At 63.6% G+C, this 19,478-nt stretch carries 18 protein-coding genes; 3 read left to right on the plus strand and 15 right to left on the minus strand.

All coding sequences use genetic code 11. The annotated features are described in order from the left end of the window. Positions 1–9: 9 nt before the first annotated feature. From ACS5Q0_RS22400 to ACS5Q0_RS22435, 8 genes are all read right to left on the minus strand, one after another. Positions 10–891, minus strand: coding sequence for a 3-hydroxybutyryl-CoA dehydrogenase (locus tag ACS5Q0_RS22400; RefSeq protein ID WP_473128865.1), 882 nt, complete (start codon positions 889–891; stop codon positions 10–12). A gap of 83 nt (positions 892–974) precedes the next feature. Beyond that, complete coding sequence (locus ACS5Q0_RS22405; RefSeq protein ID WP_473128866.1) at positions 975–1,916, minus strand: electron transfer flavoprotein subunit alpha/FixB family protein; 942 nt, start codon at positions 1,914–1,916, stop codon at positions 975–977. A gap of 15 nt (positions 1,917–1,931) precedes the next feature. Next, entirely contained in the window at positions 1,932–2,681 is a 750-nt protein-coding gene (locus ACS5Q0_RS22410) for an electron transfer flavoprotein subunit beta/FixA family protein (protein ID WP_473128867.1), read from the minus strand. Positions 2,682–2,784: 103 nt separating this feature from the next. After that, positions 2,785–3,534, minus strand: coding sequence for a rhomboid family intramembrane serine protease (locus ACS5Q0_RS22415; protein WP_473128868.1), 750 nt, complete (start codon positions 3,532–3,534; stop codon positions 2,785–2,787). Positions 3,535–3,653: 119 nt separating this feature from the next. Further along, complete coding sequence (locus ACS5Q0_RS22420) at positions 3,654–4,229, minus strand: cob(I)yrinic acid a,c-diamide adenosyltransferase (protein ID WP_473128869.1); 576 nt, start codon at positions 4,227–4,229, stop codon at positions 3,654–3,656. A 27-nt stretch (positions 4,230–4,256) separates the two neighbouring features. Then, the gene (locus ACS5Q0_RS22425) at positions 4,257–4,838 is read right to left on the minus strand and encodes an acyloxyacyl hydrolase (RefSeq protein WP_473128870.1); all 582 of its coding nucleotides are present in this window, start codon (positions 4,836–4,838) and stop codon (positions 4,257–4,259) included. A gap of 107 nt (positions 4,839–4,945) precedes the next feature. Next, on the minus strand, positions 4,946–5,137 hold the full coding sequence (locus tag ACS5Q0_RS22430) for a twin transmembrane helix small protein (RefSeq protein ID WP_414472097.1): 192 nt from the start codon (positions 5,135–5,137) through the stop codon (positions 4,946–4,948). Between the two features lie 93 nt (positions 5,138–5,230). Further along, positions 5,231–7,801: a TIGR02302 family protein gene (locus tag ACS5Q0_RS22435; protein WP_473128871.1), complete on the minus strand. Its 2,571-nt coding sequence runs from the start codon at positions 7,799–7,801 to the stop codon at positions 5,231–5,233. Between the two features lie 409 nt (positions 7,802–8,210). On the opposite strand from ACS5Q0_RS22435, the gene ACS5Q0_RS22440 reads away from it, so the two are divergent. After that, positions 8,211–10,718, plus strand: coding sequence for an Ig-like domain-containing protein (locus ACS5Q0_RS22440; RefSeq protein WP_473128872.1), 2,508 nt, complete (start codon positions 8,211–8,213; stop codon positions 10,716–10,718). Positions 10,719–10,862: 144 nt separating this feature from the next. Here ACS5Q0_RS22440 and lysA read toward each other — a convergent pair whose 3' ends face one another. Next, entirely contained in the window at positions 10,863–12,131 is a 1,269-nt protein-coding gene (lysA, locus tag ACS5Q0_RS22445; protein WP_473128873.1) for a diaminopimelate decarboxylase, read from the minus strand. Between the two features lie 9 nt (positions 12,132–12,140). Continuing rightward, on the minus strand, positions 12,141–12,386 hold the full coding sequence (gene lptM / locus ACS5Q0_RS22450) for an LPS translocon maturation chaperone LptM (RefSeq protein WP_473128874.1): 246 nt from the start codon (positions 12,384–12,386) through the stop codon (positions 12,141–12,143). A 323-nt stretch (positions 12,387–12,709) separates the two neighbouring features. Between lptM and ACS5Q0_RS22455 the strand changes: the two genes are divergently transcribed. Together ACS5Q0_RS22455 and tlpA are read left to right on the plus strand one after the other, a co-directional pair. Next, positions 12,710–14,539 carry a calcium-binding protein gene (locus tag ACS5Q0_RS22455; protein ID WP_473128875.1) on the plus strand — a complete coding sequence of 610 codons (1,830 nt, stop codon included), beginning with the start codon at positions 12,710–12,712 and terminating at the stop codon, positions 14,537–14,539. Between the two features lie 139 nt (positions 14,540–14,678). Further along, on the plus strand, positions 14,679–15,338 hold the full coding sequence (gene tlpA / locus ACS5Q0_RS22460) for a thiol:disulfide interchange protein TlpA (protein WP_473128876.1): 660 nt from the start codon (positions 14,679–14,681) through the stop codon (positions 15,336–15,338). On the opposite strand, the gene ACS5Q0_RS22465 is transcribed toward tlpA, so the two are convergent. The 5 genes from ACS5Q0_RS22465 to purQ form a co-directional block, all read right to left on the minus strand. After that, positions 15,335–15,658 (minus strand): hypothetical protein, encoded by a 324-nt coding sequence (locus ACS5Q0_RS22465; protein WP_473128877.1) that lies wholly within the window; start codon positions 15,656–15,658, stop codon positions 15,335–15,337. The genes tlpA and ACS5Q0_RS22465 overlap by 4 nt on opposite strands. Before the next feature lie 182 nt (positions 15,659–15,840). Continuing rightward, positions 15,841–16,176, minus strand: coding sequence for a Grx4 family monothiol glutaredoxin (gene grxD / locus ACS5Q0_RS22470; RefSeq protein ID WP_473128878.1), 336 nt, complete (start codon positions 16,174–16,176; stop codon positions 15,841–15,843). A 44-nt stretch (positions 16,177–16,220) separates the two neighbouring features. Then, positions 16,221–16,457: a BolA family protein gene (locus tag ACS5Q0_RS22475; RefSeq protein ID WP_473128879.1), complete on the minus strand. Its 237-nt coding sequence runs from the start codon at positions 16,455–16,457 to the stop codon at positions 16,221–16,223. A gap of 13 nt (positions 16,458–16,470) precedes the next feature. Beyond that, positions 16,471–18,681, minus strand: coding sequence for a phosphoribosylformylglycinamidine synthase subunit PurL (purL, locus tag ACS5Q0_RS22480; RefSeq protein WP_473128880.1), 2,211 nt, complete (start codon positions 18,679–18,681; stop codon positions 16,471–16,473). A gap of 23 nt (positions 18,682–18,704) precedes the next feature. Continuing rightward, a complete protein-coding gene (gene purQ / locus ACS5Q0_RS22485; protein ID WP_473128881.1) occupies positions 18,705–19,403 on the minus strand; it encodes a phosphoribosylformylglycinamidine synthase subunit PurQ in 699 nt (232 codons plus the stop codon). Positions 19,404–19,478 lie beyond the last annotated feature (75 nt).

Consider the following 19,478-nt stretch of genomic DNA (forward strand, 5'->3'; position numbering starts at 1 on the left):
CGGAGAGGGTTAGCGCGTCGGAACCGGGTGCTCGCCGCGATAATCGTAGAAGCCGCGCTTGGTCTTGCGGCCGAGCCAGCCAGCCTCGACGTATTTCACCAGGAGCGGGCAGGGACGATACTTGGAATCGGCCAGGCCCTCATAGAGCACCTGCATGATCGACAGGCAGGTATCGAGACCGATGAAGTCGGCGAGCTGCAGGGGCCCCATCGGGTGGTTCGCGCCAAGGCGCATGGCGGTGTCGATGGCCTCGACGGAGCCCACTCCCTCATAGAGGGTGTAGATCGCCTCGTTGATCATCGGCAGCAGGATGCGGTTGACGATGAAGGCCGGGAAATCCTCCGAGACGGTGGAGGTCTTGCCGAGCTTGGCGATGAATTCCTTGGCGGATTCATAAGTCGAATCCTCGGTCGCAATGCCGCGGATCAGCTCCACGAGCTGCATCACGGGCACCGGATTCATGAAGTGGATGCCGATGAACTTCTCGGGGCGGTCCGTGGCTGCGGCGAGGCGCGTGATGGAGATCGAGGACGTGTTGGTCGCGACCATCGTCTCCGGGCGCAGGGAGGAGCAGAGATTGGTGAAGATCCTGCGCTTCACTTCCTCGTTCTCGGTCGCGGCCTCGATCACGATGTCGCAAACGGCCAAGTCGTCGTAGCCAAGGGCAGGCTTGATGCGCTCGAGCGCCGCCTGGCGGTCCGCATCGGTGATGGCGCCCTTGGCGACCTGACGGGCCATGTTGCCGTTGATGGTGGCGAGGCCCGCCTTGATGCGGTCCTCCGAGAGATCATGGAGCTGGACGCTCAAGCCCGCGAGAGAGCAGACATGCGCGATGCCGCTGCCCATCTGCCCCGCGCCGATCACGCCAACCGTTTTGATCTCGATGCCCATCTGACTTCGCCTACCATCCATGCTTAATGTATCCGGGCGGCCTGTCCGCCCGGATTGCGATCATTCGTCTATTCCTGACCCGATTAGCCGGCTTTGGTCAACTCCTCCTTGAGTTCAGGCAGGACCTGGAAGAGGTCGCCGACGAGGCCGTAATCGGCGACCTGGAAGATCGGGGCTTCCTCGTCCTTGTTGATCGCCACGATCACCTTGGAATCCTTCATGCCGGCGAGATGCTGGATCGCGCCGGAGATGCCCACCGCGATGTACAGATCGGGCGCCACGACCTTGCCGGTCTGGCCCACCTGCCAATCGTTCGGCGCATAGCCGGCATCGACTGCGGCGCGGGAGGCGCCCATCGCCGCGCCGAGCTTGTCCGCGATCGGCTCGATGTACTGCTTGAAGTTCTCCGCCGAACCGAGCGAGCGGCCGCCCGAGATGATGATCCGCGCCGAGGTCAGCTCCGGACGATCGGACTTGGCGATCTCCTCGCCCTTGAACGTCGACAGTTGAGGATCCTCGGCCGCATTCACGGTCTCAATGGCAGCCGAGCCGCCTTCGCCCGCCGCCGGGAAGGCGGCCGTGCGCACCGTGATCACCTTCTTGGCATCGGTCGCCTGCACGGTCTGGATCGCATTGCCCGCATAGATCGGGCGCTCGAAGGTGTCGGGCGAGACCACCTTGGTGATGTCGGAGACCTGCATCACGTCGAGCAGCGCGGCAACGCGCGGCATGGTGTTCTTGCCGTTCGAGGTCGAGGGCGCCACCAGGGCGTCATAGGCGGAGGCCAGCGACACGATGAGCGCGGCCGTCGGCTCGGCCAGCATATGCTCGTAAGCGGTTCCGTCGGCCAGCAGCACCTTCTCGACGCCGTCCAGCTTGGCGGCGGCTTCCGCAGCGGCGCGGGCATTGGAACCTGCGACCAGCACGTGCACGGGCGCGCCCAGAGCCTTGGCGGCGGAGAGCGCCTTGTGGGTGGCGTCCTTCAGGTGAGCGTTGTCGTGCTCGGCAATCAGCAACGTGGTCATTGTTTTTCTTCTCCCTTAGAGCACGCCGGCTTCGGTCTTCAGCTTCGAGACGAGTTCGGCCACGGAGCCGACCTTCACGCCTGCCTTGCGGCCGCCGGGCTCGGTGGTCTTGAGCACCTTCAGGCGGGGAGCGACGTCGACGCCGAGCGCCTCAGGCGCGGTCTCGTCGAGGGGCTTCTTCTTGGCCTTCATGATGTTGGGCAGAGAGGCGTAGCGCGGCTCGTTGAGGCGCAGGTCCGTGGTGACGATGGCGGGCAGCTTCAGGCCCACCGTCTGCAGGCCGCCGTCGACCTCGCGGGTCACGTCGATGGAGCCCTCGCCCACGTTCACCTTGAACGCGAAGGTGCCCTGGGGCCAGCCCAGCAGCGCCGCCAGCATCTGGCCGGTCTGGTTGGAATCGTCGTCGATGGCCTGCTTGCCCATGATCACCAGATCGGGCTTTTCCTGCTCGATCACGCCTTTGAGGATCTTCGCCACGGCGAGCGGCTCGACGGCGGCGTCGGTCTTGACCAGGATGCCGCGGTCGGCCCCCATGGCGAGCGCGGTGCGGATGGTCTCGCCTGCCTGCTGCGGGCCGATGGAGACGGCGACGATCTCGGTGGCCTTGCCCTGCTCCTTGAGGCGCACGGCCTCCTCGACGGCGATCTCGTCGAAGGGGTTCATGGACATCTTCACGTTGGCCAGCTCGACGCCGGACCCATCCGATTTCACCCGGATCTTCACGTTGTAATCAACCACCCGCTTCACGCACACAAGAAGCTTCATTCGTCTGTCCTCATTGAAGGTCAGGTCCGGAAATGGCCCATGGGAAGCTCTCCGGACAGATAGGAAAAAGGCGGAATGGACCGTATCCGTAAGCCTTCGAATGTCAACGCGGTGTCTGCAATTCCTGAGCCGCGGCGCGGGCCAGGACCGGATCGTAGCGATGACGCATGAACGGGATGAGAATAGCGCCCGCCACGAACCCGCCAAGATGGGCAAACCAGCCGATGCCTTCGTCCGAGCCGAAGAAGGCCGACACGAACTGCACGGCGAACCAGAAGCCGATGGCCCAATAGGCCGGCAGGCGCAGCGGGATTCCGCCGAGAAACAGGGCCCAGATCCGCACCCGCGGATAGAGGATCACATAAGCGGCCACGACGCCCGATACTCCGCCCGACGCGCCGATGAGAGGGCGTTGCGGAGCGGGAAGAATGAACGAGTCGGGCAGGCTGGCCCCGGCCACATAGAAGGAGGCGAGGGCGTGGGCGAAGCTCGCGACCACGCCGCAGACCAGAAAGAAGATCAGGAAGCGCAGGTGCCCCATGGCGTCTTCCACGTTGTCGCCGAACACCCAGAGGAACAGCATGTTGCCGATCAGGTGAAACCACGATCCGTGCAGGAAGATGTTGGTGCCCAGCGTCATCCAGGCGGGCACAAAGGGATAGCCCTCGGGCAGGGTCTCGAGGCCGAAGAGAACCGCCGGGATGAGGCCGAAGCCGCCCACCATTTCATCCGGGCTGAGCGGACCGAAGACGAAAACGAGATGAATGAGCGTGCAGACCACGATCAGGGACCGCGCCACGACCGGAGTTTTCATATGCTGCAGAGGGATGCCGTCGTGAAGCGGAACAAACATGATCGGCTCCTAAAGCATCGGACCCAAAAGAGAAATGAGCTATTGGGCGTACCGATGCTGGCTCCCTTCCGCAAGGGAGAGACCGGCGAACGGCCGGGAGCGGCCATTCGTCCGTTACGCTATCGATTCTGACCGGGCACCCAAAGGACGTCCAGGGCGCCCTTGTCGTTCACATGACGGGACGCGACGAACAGAAAATCCGAGAGCCGGTTGAGGTATTTGACGGCCTCTTGCGACACCTTCTCGTCGGGCTTCTGCATGAGTTCGACGACATTGCGCTCGGCGCGGCGGCAGACGGTCCGAGCCAGATGCAAGGCCGCGGCGGCGGGAGTGCCGCCGGGCAGCACGAAGGAGCGCAGGGGAGCGAGGTCGGCGTTGAGCGTGTCGATCTCCTGCTCCAGCCGATCCACCTGTCCCTGCGTCATCCGCAGCGGCTCGTAGGGAAGCGGCTTGTCCGTCTCCACGGTGGCGAGATCGGCGCCGAGATCGAAGAGATCGTTCTGAATGCGGCTCAGCATGGCATCGATCGGCTGCCCCTGCGTATGCAGGCGAACCAAGCCGATGCAGGCATTGGTCTCGTCCACAGTGCCGAAGGCCTCGATGCGGAGGTCGTGCTTGGGGCGGCGTCCCCCGGCGGCCAGCGCCGTGGTGCCCTTATCCCCTGTGCGGGTATAGATTCGATTGAGAACGACCATGGACGGCCCGGTTTCGAGAAGGTTCGTTTAGAACGAATACCCAACCCGAGCGCCGACATTCGTCAAGCCCCGATTCTCGGAGCACGCGCCGGCATTGGAGAGATGCTCGATGGTGGCCATCACGCTCCAATTGGCGGAGAGGCGGACACCGACCGAGCCGGACTCGCGAAAGAGAGGGGAGCAGCCCAGAGACTGGCGGTCCGAGAAGGGGTCGTGAACCTCCTTCTTGCCGTTGTGAAAGGCACCGCCAATGGTGCCTTCGACGAACAGCTGAGGCGTGACGTCGAAGGTCCAGGTCAGGCCCGTATAGGCGAAGCTCGTCCGATCATCGAAGTTCAGGCTACCGCCGAAATGCGGGCGGGGAATGAAGTAGCTCGTGAACAGGTCCGATGCGGTGAAGGGCTTCGCGAGAAGGATTTCGCCGGTGAGGTTCGCCGAACCGCCATCGCCCTCGGGACCCCAGGGATCCTGTGCGGAAAAGCCCATGCGGAACTCGGACAGAAGGCTCATCGGCTGATCGGATGACTTCCTGGCATCAGCAGCGAGAAGACCCGTCGATCCTGCAAGAAGAACGAAAAGCCCCAAGCCGATGGCTTTGCTGACGTGCATTGTGAAGAGATCCGCCGCTGAAAATCGAAGAGGCCATCAGGGTAGGCCTGCATGGCTAATGATCTCTTAATACAAATCGTGGCGTAAAAGTGTCAAGACAATGAAGGCTAAACCGCCCTCCACCAGATAACGCCCATGATGATGATGATCGCCAAAAACTGAAGCAGCACACGCATTCGCATGAGGTGCTGCGACCGGTTGGCGCTGCCCCCGCGCAGCATGTTGATGAGGCCGAGCAACAGGACGAAGGCAACGGCGAGAACCGCGATTGGCACAATGATGTCGGCGAAGCTGGTCATCTTGATTCCATGGATGCCCGGATCCGATCATCGGGATCCGGGGCGAGGGGAGGGGCCTTGAGCGTCTGACGCGGGCCCCTCTTACCCCTAAACCTAGTTCCTGCGAAGGAGGCGCTCGAAGTAATCGAGCTCTTCCTGCGGCCGCGTCGGGTCGCCGAGCTTGCGTCGCAGTTCCTCCAGGATGCGCTGAGCCCTCTGGGCCGGCGACTCGTTGACGTTGGGGACACCATCCCGTGTGTTGTCGACGTAGTCCTTGCTTCGGGTGGGACGGCCCAGGGGATCGTTGTTCCGCTGCCCGGTCTGCCCGGGCCCCTGAGGCTCGCCCTGGCCGGGCTGATCGCCCGCCTGCTGGTCGCCCTGGCCCTGCTGCATCTGCTGCATTTGCTGGGCCATGCCCTGCATGCCGCGGCGGAGATTTTCGAGGGCGCGCCCCTGGGCATCGACGGCGGGACCGTCCTGCCCTTCGCCGAGCGCGCCTTCAGCCTCCCGCATGGCCCCTTCGGCCTCGTTGAAGCCCTGCTCGCCCTGCATGCCCATGCCTTCCATGCGCCGCTGCAGCTCCTGCAGCCGCTCGCGCAGGGCCTGCTGCCGTTGCTGCAGTCCTGACGGATCCTGCGGATCGCCTCCGTTCTCACCCTGCTGCTGGTTGTCTCCCTGGCGTCCCTGCTGGCGCTGTCCCGGCTGGCGTTGCCCCTGCCGTGGCCCGTCGCGGTCGCCTTGCTGCATGCGCCGGTTCTGGCCTTGCCGGAACGTCTCGTCACGAAGGTCCTGCTGCTCGCGCGTCATGTCTTCGAGATCGCGCATGGCCTGGTTCATCTCGCGGGAGAGCGGATCGGTCATACGGCTGTTGGGCTGGGCCGTCTGCAGGTTCTCGAGGATATTGCGCAGCTCATCGAGAAGGCGCTGTGCCTCAGCCATGTCGCCACGGCGCATGGCCTCTTCCATCTGCTGCAGCATGCGGTTGAGATCGTCCTGCGAAATCACCCGGTCCGGCGCGCGCTGGTTCTGATTGTCGCCCTGCTGCTGGTTCTGCTGCATCCGCTGGGCGAATTCGCGCAGGAATTTGTCCATGGCCTGCCGCAACTCGTCCGTGAGGCGCTTGATCTCTTCGTCCGGGGCGCCACGCTCCATGGCCTCCTTCAGGCGTTCCTGAGCCGCCCGCAATTGCTGCTCGGCATCCGAGAGGTTCCCGTCCTCGATCTGCAGCGCCATGCTCCAGAGCCAATCGGCGACGTCGAGGAGGGCCTCGTCCGTCTTTGCGGCGCGCAGGCGCTCGGCGGCCGTGCGAAGGCCGAGGAACACGCCCCATTGCGGCGTGAACATCGCGGGCTCGATCAGCAGGGCGTCCAGGGCGACCTGCACGCGCTTGCGGTCGTCGGGGGCGAGCACGAGGTTGCGCCGCTGCTCGACGAGGGCCTTCGCGAGCGGGTTCGTGAAGGGCCGCTGCGGCAGGGTGAAGGTCAGCGCCTCGCTCGTCGCCTCCTGGCCGGCCTCGTCCTTGGCCTTGAGCCTGATCGTGACCGGCGCTCCGGCCCAGGGGTGGTTCGTCAGGTCGATGGGTGAGCGGGTCTCGGGGGCATTCTCCTCGTGGCTCGGAAGGGCGAGCGCGAGGGAGGGAGCCGCCACCAGGGAGCGCCCCTTGCTGCCGTCCGCCTTCTCGACCTGGCCTTCGAGGGAGGTGATGCCGTAATCGTCCTTTCCCTTGTAGACGAGAGTGAAGGTGCCGCGCGCATTGACCTCGGGCGGGCCGGCGAACGCGATTTCCGGGACCCGATCGGGAATGGCTTCGATCTCGAGCGTGACGCTGCGGGCGAACCCCGTGCTGACGGTCAACTCCCCGCTGCCGTCGAGCGTGTAGCGTTCCTCGCGCAGGTCCGCCCGCTGGTTGCCCTTCGGCGGCAGGGCGGTCAGGCCTTTTCCGGGTTTGATCTCCGCGGTGCCGTCACCGGCGACCCGGATCACGATGGTGGAATGGATCGGTGCGCGCAGGGACTGGCCCTTCGCCAGATCGATCATCAGCGGAGGCATGCGCGTGTAGAGCGGTGGATCGATCCACCCGTCGATACGGAAGGCCGGAGCGGAGGCCGAGGCCTCCCGCCAGTCGAAGGCCGCCTTCAGGCGCGAGCCGATCTCCGGCCCCGCCACGAAGGCGCTCGTCACGAGGGCCAGAACGCCGGCGGCCCGCAGGGCATAGCGGTCGCGCCGCGGCATGTCGGGCCGGGGCGGCGCGACCCGCATCCGCCCGATGGCCTCCTCGGCCCGCCTGCGGTGGAGCGACCAGAGCGCCCGGGTGCCGGGATCGCTCGATCCGAGTGCCAGGCTGTCGTCGAGCACCCGGGCGGGGCCGTGGGACAGGCCGGTGTCGCGGTCGAGGCGGTCGAGGGCCCGCACACGGCTCGGCATTCGCAGGCGCAGGAGCGGCCAGAGGGAGAGCAGGAACGCGGCGGTGAAGAGGCCGAGGCCGATCGAGCGCCAGAAGGGCGCGATATCGAGCCAGAGGCCGAGCCACGAGAGCGTCAGGAAGAGAAGGACGATGGCGAGCGGCAGCCAGATTCGGGGCCACGCATCCTCCCACCAGAGGGACCAGCGCGCATGGTTGACCAGGCGCCCGAACCTTTTGCTCAGGGGGCTCTGCGCAGGCGACGGGTTCGGGCCTTCGCTCATGCCAACTCTCTCCGCACCACGGATGTGCCAACGCCCCCGTCGAAAAGCTAGCACGCCAAGACGCGATGGCCAGTATGGAATCCTGTTCCGGCTTCAAGAAGTTTTGATCCGAACGATCGGGCCGGCTGCACGTGACAGCCTCGATCCAATGGTCAAGGCTCCCCTTACGGTAAGTTCCTGCGTGCCCTGGAGAGACCGTTAGGTCACCCTTGTCTCTCAAGCCCGGTGCGACGGCCTAGGCCTTCGAACGGCTGACCGGTCACACAGCTTTTAAGTGATATGTTGCAACATGGCAACGAGGATCTAAGCGTAGCTCTTATAAAACGTTATTATATTGACTATGACAATGTAACGCCATAACCCATGTGGCCTGAGGACCGTTCCATCGAACACCGCAAGGGGGAATATCATGGCAACTTCAAACAGCGCAGTGGCTGAAGGCACAACGGCTGCAAATCTTTCTATCGATTCTACCGCACTGACGGGGGCCACGATCGGGGTGGACCCGCTGCTGAATGCTGTCGAGGCCACCGATGCCGTTCAGGTGGCGATAAACCTGGACGACGGTTTCACCTTCGTATCGGCCAAGATCGACGATATCGATCTCTCGCCACTGGCAACTGCGGGGCAATACACTTTCGACGCCACCGGCTTGGCGGACGGCGAGCACACCATCACCGTGATGGCTTTTGATAATGCCAATAACGTGGAGGTCGCCACCACTCGGACGATTGTCATCGACACCACGCCTCCGGCGGATGCTGGCATCGACGTGGACAATCTCCTGAATGCGGAAGAGGCCAACAACACGGCCGTTTCGCTGGCCGTCACGCCGGACACTGGCGCTGTCATTGCATCGGTCAAGATCGACGGCATCAGCCTGGCTCTGCCGGACACGGCAGGGCAATATACCTTCGACGCCACCGGCCTGGCGGACGGCGAGCACACCATCACGGTGGACCAGGAGGATGCCGCCGGCAATCATTCCATCACCACCCGCACGATCGTCGTTGACCGCATGGCTCCGGCAAATCCGACAGTGGCCCTGACGCAGGACAGCGGCACGGACGGTGATGGTGTCACCAACAACGGCGCGCTGACAGTTGGGAACGTGGAGACTGGCGCCACCATCGAGTACTCGCTGGATGGAGGCACCACCTGGAGCACCGAGTACGCCCCGGACGATCTGGACGATGGCGACTACACGGTCCTGGTTCGCGTGAAGGATGCGGCTGGCAACGCGTCGGAGGCCGTCGAGATCGCCTTCACCCTCGACAGGACACCTCCGGGGGATGCCAGCATTGACGTGGACACTCATCTGAACGACACCGAGGCCACCGATGCGGTCGCGGTGGCGGTCATGCCGGACAATGGCGCGAGCATCGTGTCGGCTAAGATCGGCGACATCGATCTGACGGAGACGGCAACGGCGGGCGCCTACACGTTCGATGCCACTCAGCTTGAAGACGGCGAGTACACCATCACGATCGTGACGAAGGATGCCGCCGGCAACCAGACCACGACCATGAAGGTGGTCACCATCGACCGCGTGGCTCCGGACGCTCCGACGGTGACGCTGACGGACGACACCGGCACGGCCGGCGACAACCGCACCAGCAACGGCGCGCTGACGGTCGAGGGCGTGGAGGATGGCGCCACGGTCGAGTACCAGCTGGACGACAGCAATGAGTGGAGCACGGCTTACGACCCGACTGGCCTCGCGGATGGCCAGCACACGGTCAAGGTCCGCGTGACCGACGCAACCGGCAATGTGTCAGCCCCTACGTCGGTCACCTTCACCCTCGACACCACGGCCCCGACGAACTTCCAGGTTGCGGGCGGTCTCGTGGCCGAGAAGGCGCAGGTCGGTACGGAGTTCGTCACACTCTCCGCGACCGATGCCAGCGTGGGTGATACCTTCACCTACGCTCTGGTCGACGAGAATGGTGACGAGGTTCAGGACCCGCTCTTCGAAATCTTAGGCAACAAGATCAGGGTGAAGGCCGCCTTGAACGATACCGAGGTCGGCCTCCACGAATTGCGGGTGAAGGTCACCGATGCCGCTGGCCATGCTTTCGTGAAGGCGATCACGGTCGGCGTCTACAACACCGAGGAAGCTCCGGAGAACGTGAATCTCACCCTGGCGCCTCAGCCCCTCAAGGAGCTGGCTCAGAACGGCACGGTCGTCGGCGACCTGTCGGCCACCGACCAGGACGCCGGGGATGAGGTGACCTTCCGTCTCGTGGACGATGCGGACGGCCGCTTCGATGTCGTGAACGGCCAGCTCGTGGTCAAGAACGGGCTGAAGCTCGATTACGAGCAGGACCAGTCGTACCAGGTGACCGTGGAGGCCAAGGACAAGTCCGGACTGGTGACGCTCAAGACCTTCACCATCGATCTCGGTGACGTGAATCCGGAAGTCGTCGACGGAACCGCTGCCAACGAAACCTTCTTCGGCGGCACGGGCAACGATAGGCTCGCGGGCGGCGGGGGCAACGATACCCTGGTCGGCGGAGCCGGCAATGACGTGCTCAACGGTGGAGCCGGCAACGATGTGCTCAACGGCGGCTTGGGGAACGACAGGCTGTCGGGCGGTTCCGGCAGGGATGCCTTCGTGTTCAGCACGACGTTGAGCAGCACCCGGAACGTGGACACGATCACCGACTTCAGCGTGAGGGACGACACGATCCGTCTGGAGAACAAAGTCTTCCGCAAGCTCACCAAGACCGGCGTGCTGAACAAGGACTTCTTCACCATCAGCGCGAAGGCGAAGGACAAGAACGACTACATCGTCTACGACAACAAGACCGGCGCGCTCTATTACGATGCCGACGGTTCGGGGCGGGGCGCTGCGGTCAAGTTCGCCCAGCTCAGCAAGGGTCTCCATATGACCAATGCCGACTTCCTCGTCATCTAAAGCGTCGAACGCAAAAGCGGGAACCGGTTTTGCGTGAGACGATGCTCTAAAGCTATCTGGATGATGTAAAAACAAACCCCGGTGGATCACCACCGGGGTTCTTCATTGGGTTTGGAAGGGGTTTGGAAGCGAACTCCCAAAGTTTCAGGACAGCCAGCCTGGAACGCGATCGAGGCCGATGAGATCCTCGTAGGTCGGGCGCGGCCGCACGACCGCGCTGTCCATGCCGCGCACCAGAACCTCCGGCACGAGCAAGCGCGTGTTGTAGGTGTTGGCCTGGACCGCGCCATAGGCGCCCGCCGTCATGATGGCGATGAGATCGCCCGGCTTCACGGTCGGCATGTCGCGGGAGAGTGCGAGGTAATCGCCTGTCTCGCAGACCGGGCCGACCACGTCGGCGACAATGTGGGGCGTGTCCGCCGAAGGCTCCGCCACCAGCTTGATGTTGTGATAGGCGTCGTAGAGGGTCGGGCGGATGAGATCGTTCATCGCTGCGTCGACGATCACGAAGGTGCGGTCCGCGCCTTCCTTCACATAGATGACCTTCGCGACGAGGACGCCCGCATTGCCGGCGATCAGGCGGCCCATCTCGAAAACGAGCTTGAGGCCGAGATCCTTCGTGTGGCGCTTGATAATCTGGGCATAGGCCTGCGGATCGGGCGGCGGCTCGTTTTCGTCCCGGTAAGGCACGCCGAGGCCGCCGCCGAGATCGATGTGGTGCAGCTTGTGCCCGTCCGCCATAAGGTCGCGGGCGAGCTCGGCCAGGAGGGCCGTCGCGTTGTCGAAGGGCGAAAGGTCCGTGATCTGGCTGCCGATATGCATGTCGACGCCGGTGATCTCGAGGCCCTTCAGCCGGGCTGCCCGGGCATAGACCTCACGGGCGCGGGAAATCGGGATGCCGAACTTGTTTTCCGACTTGCCGGTTGAAATCTTCTTGTGGGTCTTGGCGTCCACGTCCGGATTGATGCGGATCGAGATCGGCGCGCGCCGGCCTTTCGAGAGGGCGACGTCCGAGAGCGCCTCCAGCTCCGGCTCCGATTCCACGTTGAAACAGAGAATGCCGCTGTCGAGGGCGAAGGCCATCTCGGCCCTCGTCTTGCCGACGCCGGAGAACACCACGCGCTCACCCGGCACGCCCGCCGTCAGGGCGCGGCGCAACTCGCCTTCCGAGACGATGTCCATGCCCGCGCCCAGGCGGCTCAGGGTCCTGAGCACCGCCTGGTTGGAATTCGCCTTCATGGCGTAGCAGACGAGGGCATCGGTTTCCGCGAAGGCTTCCGCGAAGACGCGGTAATGCCGCTCGAGCGTGGCCGAGGAATAGCAATAGAATGGGGTTCCGACCTCGTCGGCGAGGTGGCGCAGGCTGACATCCTCCGCGTGAAGGACGCCGTCGCGATAAGCGAAATGGTGCATGGGTCTGCCTTAGAGCAGCGGATCGAGAATAAAGGGCTTGTTGGGGATGGTATAGGCGCGGCTGGGTTTCGAGCGAGGGGTGCCGACCGGAGAGGGGAGGGTGGCCTGGTCCTCGGCGTTCTGCTGCTGCGTCTGGGCTGTGGCGGACCCATTCGGCGGCGGCTCGAGCGCGCCGCGGCGGCCGCAGGCCGAAAGGCCGAGAAGGATGAGGCCGGCCACCAGGGCCGCACGGGAAAAGGAAACGCAGGTCGACATCCAGAGGCTCCGAAACGTGGCCGCACCATAACGGGAAGCGATGGCCAATGCGAGAGGGAAGACAGCCGGTTCAACGCCATTTGGCGAGACGAAAACCAAATTGCGAGCTTGCATGTATGCAAATCTTAGAAAGCCAGAGAGCAGAAAGATTCAGAGAGAGAGAGAGAGTCTTTCATGATGGCTGTTCACAGCTATTGAGTCCCATCGAGGGTAGGCTAGTGAAAGGGAAAGTTTGCGCTGATGCATTGAAGCGAGGCCAGCAGGTTGACTCTATAGAGGATTATTGAAATGTAATATTATCCAAATTTGAGTGGGAGGGCGCTATGACTACACCTGTTGTCTCCATACCTGAGAACTTTATTTCCGGACAGGGTTTCAACACGACGGCTCTCGCTGATGGATCTCTCTTGGCTGTTTACGCCAGAACGGTCACGGGCGGGGGATTTCAGATCGTCAAGCAATTCCTCAATGCGGATGGAACAGCGAAAACGTCGCCGCAGGTCATTTTCTCGCGGAGCGGGATGCATCTCAATCCGATGGCCGTGTGCTTGAGCGATGGTCGCTTCGTGGTCGCATGGAAGTCCGACGATAGCGGATTGGGCGAGTCATTTGTCAGGTATCAAGTCTTCAAGGCCGATGGGACCGCCGCCAGCAGCATTCTCGCCCTGGGAGGCCCTGAGAGCTTGGTCCTTCATCCTGGCCTCACGGCGCTTGTCGATGGTGGTTTTGCAATTTCCTACCTCTCGGGCAGTTCTTGGAGGAGCGCCTTCTTCAATGCCGCGGGCACCATGAGCCAGGATACGGCGTTGGACACTCATGCTGTTGGCTCGAACGATGTCGCGACGCTGAAGAACGGCAGCTATGTGACGGTCGCAACGACCTTCCTTGACGCGGGAGGCGTGGATTTAAAGGCTTATATTCGCAAGCCAACAGGCGAGGTGACAACCAAGACTCTGATCCATGCGGGCGACATGGACGGGGCTCCAGACGTCACGGTACTGGCAGACGGCAATTTCCTCGTTGTATGGAGTGAACAAACGTCGACGACCAATACCTTGAAGGCCCACCTTTACGACGCTGACGGCAATCCTGTCGGAAATGAGCTTTCTTTCGGTACCGGCTTCGTACACCACACGGTCAAAGCCCTGGCCAATGGCGGATTTGCTTTAGCCTACACCACTCTCAGGCCCAACGAAACGACTGGAGGTAATGTCTATGATCTCCATCTCGCAACCTATTCCGCAGGCGGGGCTTCCGTCGACAGCCCGACCGTCGTTAAGGCAGGTATCTCCGACAGCCTCATTGATCCCTCTATCGAGGTGCTGAAGGATGGCCGCTATGTCTTGTCCTATGAAAGGGGGCATTATCAGATCTTCGACCCGCGCCCTGCTGCCGTGAGCTGGACGGGAACGAGTGCAAGCGAGCAATACGGCGGCACCCGCTATGGGGATCGCCTGAACGGCTCCGGCGGAAACGACAAGCTCTATGGCTTCGATGGCAACGACGTCCTCAATGGCGGAGCCGGTAACGATACTCTGAAGGGGGGTATGGGGGCGGATACGCTCAATGGCAGCGTAGGCAACGACATCTATTGTGTCGACAGCAGATCCGACAAGGTGGTGGAGACCTCCAGTGGCGGCACGGCGGACCTGGTCTATGCCAGCGTGAGCTATACCCTGTCGTCCTACATCGAGAAGCTCTATGCCAGCGGCAGCGGCGCGATCAACCTGACCGGCAATGCGCAGGCCAACACGATCAAGGGCAATGCCGGAGCCAACAAGATCAACGGTGGCTCGGGCAATGACACGCTCTATGGCGGGTCGGGCAAGGACATCTTCGTGTTCAGCACCAAGCCATCCTCGTCCAACCTGGACAAGATCGCCGACTACAACGTGAGCTATGACTCGATCTACCTGGAGAACGCTGTGTTCACCAAGCTGGGCTCCGGCTCGGCCTCGAGCCCGAGGAAGCTCGCGGCTTCCGCCTTCTGGACAGGCGCCAAGGCGCACGATGCCAGCGACCGCATCATCTACGATCCTGCCAAAGGCTATCTCTACTACGATGCGGACGGCACCGGATCATCCAAGCAGGTGCTGATCGCCACCCTCGCCAAGGGCCTCAAGATGACCTACGCCGAGTTCTTCGTCATCTGATCCGCCACAGGAGCAGATGAATTTCTCAACCCCGGCGCTTCTCCGCCGGGGCTCTTCTATGGGGTGATCCACGGCTTCGTGATGGTCGTTTTCATGTCCAGGGCTTGAGGCTTGGCCGAAAAAGAGCCACATCGGGCCCATGTCGAATGCACCGGAACACGTGAAAACCCGCAGCCGCTTCTGGATGGCCGGTCTTGCCGCCGTCACCCTCCTGGCCGGAGGCGCTGCCTGGTACGGCCTCTCGCACCATGGGGCTGGTGTTGCCCAGGCGGGCGAATGCCGGGCCTCGAAGACCGTTGCGGACAATCTGAAGCCGCTGGCGAAGGGGGAGCTGGCCGCTCTCGGCGTGAGCAGCGCGCCCAAACCTCCGCCGGCGATCAGCTTCGCCGGTTCGGAGGGGCAGGCTCAGAGCCTGGCCGATTTCAAGGGCAAGACGATTCTCGTGAATCTCTGGGCGACGTGGTGTGTGCCCTGCCGCCAGGAAATGCCGGCCCTCGACAAGCTGCAGGCCGAGTTGGGCGGCGGGGATTTCGAGGTGGTCGCCATCAATGTGGACACCCGCAACCCCGACAAGCCCAAGGCCTGGCTGCAGGACAACGGTATCAAGAGCCTGGCCTATTATGCCGATCCGACAGGCAAGGTGCTGCAGATCCTGCAGAAGTCGGGCCACGTGGTCGGGCTGCCGACGACCTTCGTCGTCGACGCCACAGGCTGCGAGATCGCCCTCCTGAAAGGCCCGGCGGAATGGGCCTCCCCGGACGCCATCGCCTTTGTCCGCACGGCCCTGGGACGTTCTTAGGACTGAAAAGCGCCCGCTCCGTCGGGCTGGCCCGGCTCGCCCGTGAAGGCGGGCTTCAGGAGCCGCCAGGGGCGGTCCATGGCCTGACGTGTCTCGCCGGGCTTGAGCCGATGCGGCGTCCCGTCGGCCGAGATGGCTTCGATCACGAGGAAACCGAGACGCTGGAGCATGGTGGCCGCCAGCTTGGTGGCGGCATCATCCGCCCGCACGGCCAGAGAGCCCGCGGCGTAGATGCGCTCGATCAGGGTTTTGGGATGGTGCTGTGCGGCCGGCTTGCGCGGCTTGAACACGACGACATTCGCCGTCTCTGGCTCGAACATGGATAGACCCCCGATTGAACCGCCCGGTTCTGTTTTTCTGAGCGGCCTTGTCTTGAGCCATATGTAGGAGGCCGGGCGGCCTTTCGGAATGCGACATAAACCGCCTCCCTCGGAGGCTCAGGCGCAATAAAAAAGCGGGGTCTGCGCCCCGCTTCGTTGCGTCGGTTCGGTCTGGGAGCCGATCAGGCGCTCTGCTGAACCTGAATGCCCTTGTCGGCGAAGAGTTGCTGCAGCTCGCCGGCCTGGAACATCTCGCGGGTGATGTCGCAGCCGCCGATGAACTCGCCCTTCACGTAGAGCTGGGGAATGGTCGGCCAGTTGGAATAATCCTTGATGCCCTGGCGGATGGTCTCGTCCTCGAGCACGTTGACGCCCTTGTAGGGCACGCCGAGGTAGTTGAGGATCTGGACCACCTGGCCCGAGAACCCGCACATGGGGAATTGCGGCGTGCCCTTCATGAACAGCACGACGTCGTTGGACTTCACTTCGTTGTCGATGATCTGGTTGGCATCAGCCATGGGGGTCTCCTGTTCCGCAGCGGTCAAGGCGCCGGGTTCGTGTCTCAATTGTCGGGTGTCAGCGTCGTCAATGCAAGGGCGTGGAGAGCCCCACCCATGCGGCCTTGCAGCGCTGCATAAACCATCTGGTGCTGCTGGACGCGGGATTTTCCCTTGAAGGCGGAGGAAGTGACGGTCGCGGCATAATGGTCGCCGTCGCCCGCCAGATCCTTGATCTCGACGACCGCATCCGGCAGGGCGGCCTTGATCATGCTCTCGATATCGCGTGCATCCATTGCCATGGATTGAAACTCCTCAGGCCTTCCCGGCCATGTATTCGGGCAACCAGGACTCGTGAGCGGCCTTGAGCTGCTTCACGGATATGGCCTGCTGGCCCGGCAGAATCAACGAATCGCCGCACGTGACACCCAGCGTCACGGCTGGAATGCCGACGGCACCCGCTGCATAGAGAATGTCGGCGGCCACGTCCTCGTCGACGGCGATGAGATAGCGCGCCTGATCCTCGCCGAAGAGGAAGGCGTGGAGCGGCATGTTCTCAGGCGTCGCCGTGATCTCGGCGCCGACGTTGCCCGCCATCGCCATCTCGGCCAATGCCAGCGCGATGCCGCCGTCGGAGCAATCGTGAACCGTCTTCACCTGTCCCGAGCGGACGAGCTGGCGGATGAAGTCGCCGTTGCGCTTCTCCTCGGCGAGGTCCACCGGAGGCGGAGCGCCTTCCTCGCGCCCGCAGACGTCGCGCAGGTAGATCGACTGGCCGAGCCAGCCGGCGGTTGCGCCGATCAGGATGATCGCCTCGCCCTCGTTCTTGAAGGTGATGGAGGCGTTCACCGTGACGTCGTCGAGAAGGCCCACTCCGCCGATGGCGGGGGTGGGCAGGATGCCCTGGCCGTTGGTCTCGTTGTAGAGCGAGACGTTGCCGGACACGACGGGGAAGTCGAGCGCCCGGCAGGCTTCGCCGATGCCCTTCAGGCAGCCGACGAACTGGCCCATGGATTCAGGGCGCTCGGGGCTGGCGAAGTTGAGGTTGTCGGTGATCGCCAGCGGCAGGCCGCCGACGGCCGTGATGTTGCGCCAGGCTTCCGCCACGGCCTGCTTGCCGCCCTCGAAAGGATCGGCCTCGCAGTAGCGCGGCGTCACGTCCGTGGTCAGCGCGAGCCCTTTCGGCCCGTCTTCCACGCGCACGATGGCGGCGTCGCCGCCCGGAATCTGCACCGTGTTGCCGAGGATCAGGTGATCGTATTGCTCCCAGACCCAGCGCTTGGAGCACTGGTCGGGCGAGCCGACGAGCTTCAGGAGCGCCTCGGCTTCCGAGACCGGCGCCTTCACGCTGTCTGGCGCGATGACGGGCTGCTTGGGGCTTTCCGCCCATGGACGGTCATAGACCGGAGCCTCGTCGCCGAGCTCCTTGATCGGAAGATCGGCCTTCACCTCGCCCTCGTGCTTGATGACGAAGCGCAGGGTGTCGGTGGTCTTGCCGATCACGGCGAAGTCCAGGCCCCACTTGTGGAAGATGGCCTCAGCCTGCTTCTCCATGCCGGGCTTGAGCACCATGAGCATGCGCTCCTGGCTCTCGGACAGCATCATCTCGTAGGCCGTCATGCCGTCTTCGCGGCAGGGCACCTTGTCGAGGTCGAGCTCGACGCCGAGATTGCCCTTCGCGCCCATCTCCACCGCGGAGCTGGTGAGACCGGCGGCGCCCATGTCCTGGATCGCGATCACCGCGCCGGACTTCATGAGCTCGAGGCAGGCTTCCAGCAAAAGCTTCTCGGCGAAGGGGTCGCCGACCTGCACGGTGGGACGCTTCTCCTCCGAGGCGTCGTCGAACTCGGCGGAGGCCATGGTCGCGCCGTGGATGCCGTCGCGGCCGGTCTTGGAGCCGAGATAGACGATCGGGTTCCCGACGCCGGTGGCCTTGGCGTAGAAGATCTCGTCCGTGCGGGCGAGGCCGACCGCCATGGCGTTGACCAGGATGTTGCCGTTGTAGCGCTTGTCGAAGCCCACGCTGCCGCCGACGGTCGGCACGCCGAAGGAGTTGCCGTAGCCGCCGATGCCCGCGACCACGCCCGAGACGAGGTGCGGGGTCTTGGGATGATCCGGCTCGCCGAAGCGCAGGAAGTTGAGCGCCGCGATCGGGCGGGCGCCCATGGTGAACACGTCGCGCAAAATGCCGCCGACGCCGGTCGCCGCGCCCTGATAGGGCTCGATGAAGGACGGATGGTTGTGGCTTTCCATCTTGAAGATGCAGGCCAGCCCGTCGCCGATATCGATCACGCCCGCGTTCTCGCCCGGTCCCTGGATCACCCAGGGAGCCTTCGTGGGAAGGCCGCGCAGGTGGATGCGCGAGGACTTGTACGAGCAATGCTCGTTCCACATGGCGGAGACGATGCCGAGCTCGGTGAGCGTCGGCTCGCGGCCGATGAGCTTCACGAAGCGGTCGTACTCGTCGGGCTTCAGTCCGTGCTCCTTGACCAGCTCCGGGGTGATGGCGACGTCGTTGCGGATCATCAGGGTCTCGTAATCTGGAGGAATCAGGCGGCGCGGGGGAAGGACGACACGAGGCTCTCGAACAGGCCGCGCCCGTCGGTGCCACCCACGAGGTCTTCGATCAGGTTTTCCGGATGAGGCATCATGCCGAGGACGTTGAGCTTGTCGGAATAGATGCCCGCGATGGAGTTCATGGAGCCGTTGCGGTTGGCGTCGGGCGTCACATGGCCCTGCGCGTCGCAATAGCGGAAGGCCACGAGTCCCTCGCCTTCGAGGCGCTTCAGGGTCTCCGCATCCGCCGTGTAATTGCCCTCGCCGTGGGCCACGCAGACGTCGATGGCCTGTCCCTGTTCATAACGCTTGGTAAAGGCGGTGTCGTTGCGTTCCACCTTCAGGAACTGGCGGTGGCAGATGAACTTGAGGTTCGCGTTGCGCATCAGGATGCCGGGCAGAAGGCCGGATTCGCACAGGATCTGGAAGCCGTTACAGATGCCGAGCACCAAGCCGCCGCGCGCCGCGTGGGCCCGCACCGCGTCCATCACGGCCGCACGGCCTGCGATGGCGCCGCAGCGCAGATAATCGCCATAGGAAAAGCCGCCCGGCAGGACCACGAGATCCGTGCCCTTGGGCAACTCGTGTTCGGCGTGCCAGACCTTCTGGGCGTCGGAGCCGGCCTGCTTCAGGGCCCGCAACACGTCGCCTTCGCGATTGGAGCCAGGGAAGACGATGACGGCGGATTTCATGAGTTCATCCTTCTCTCGTCATGGCCGGGCCCGTCCCGGCCATCCACGCCTTGCGGCGCGGGGAAAACGTGGATG

This window comes from Microvirga sp. HS2 (assembly GCF_055792805.1).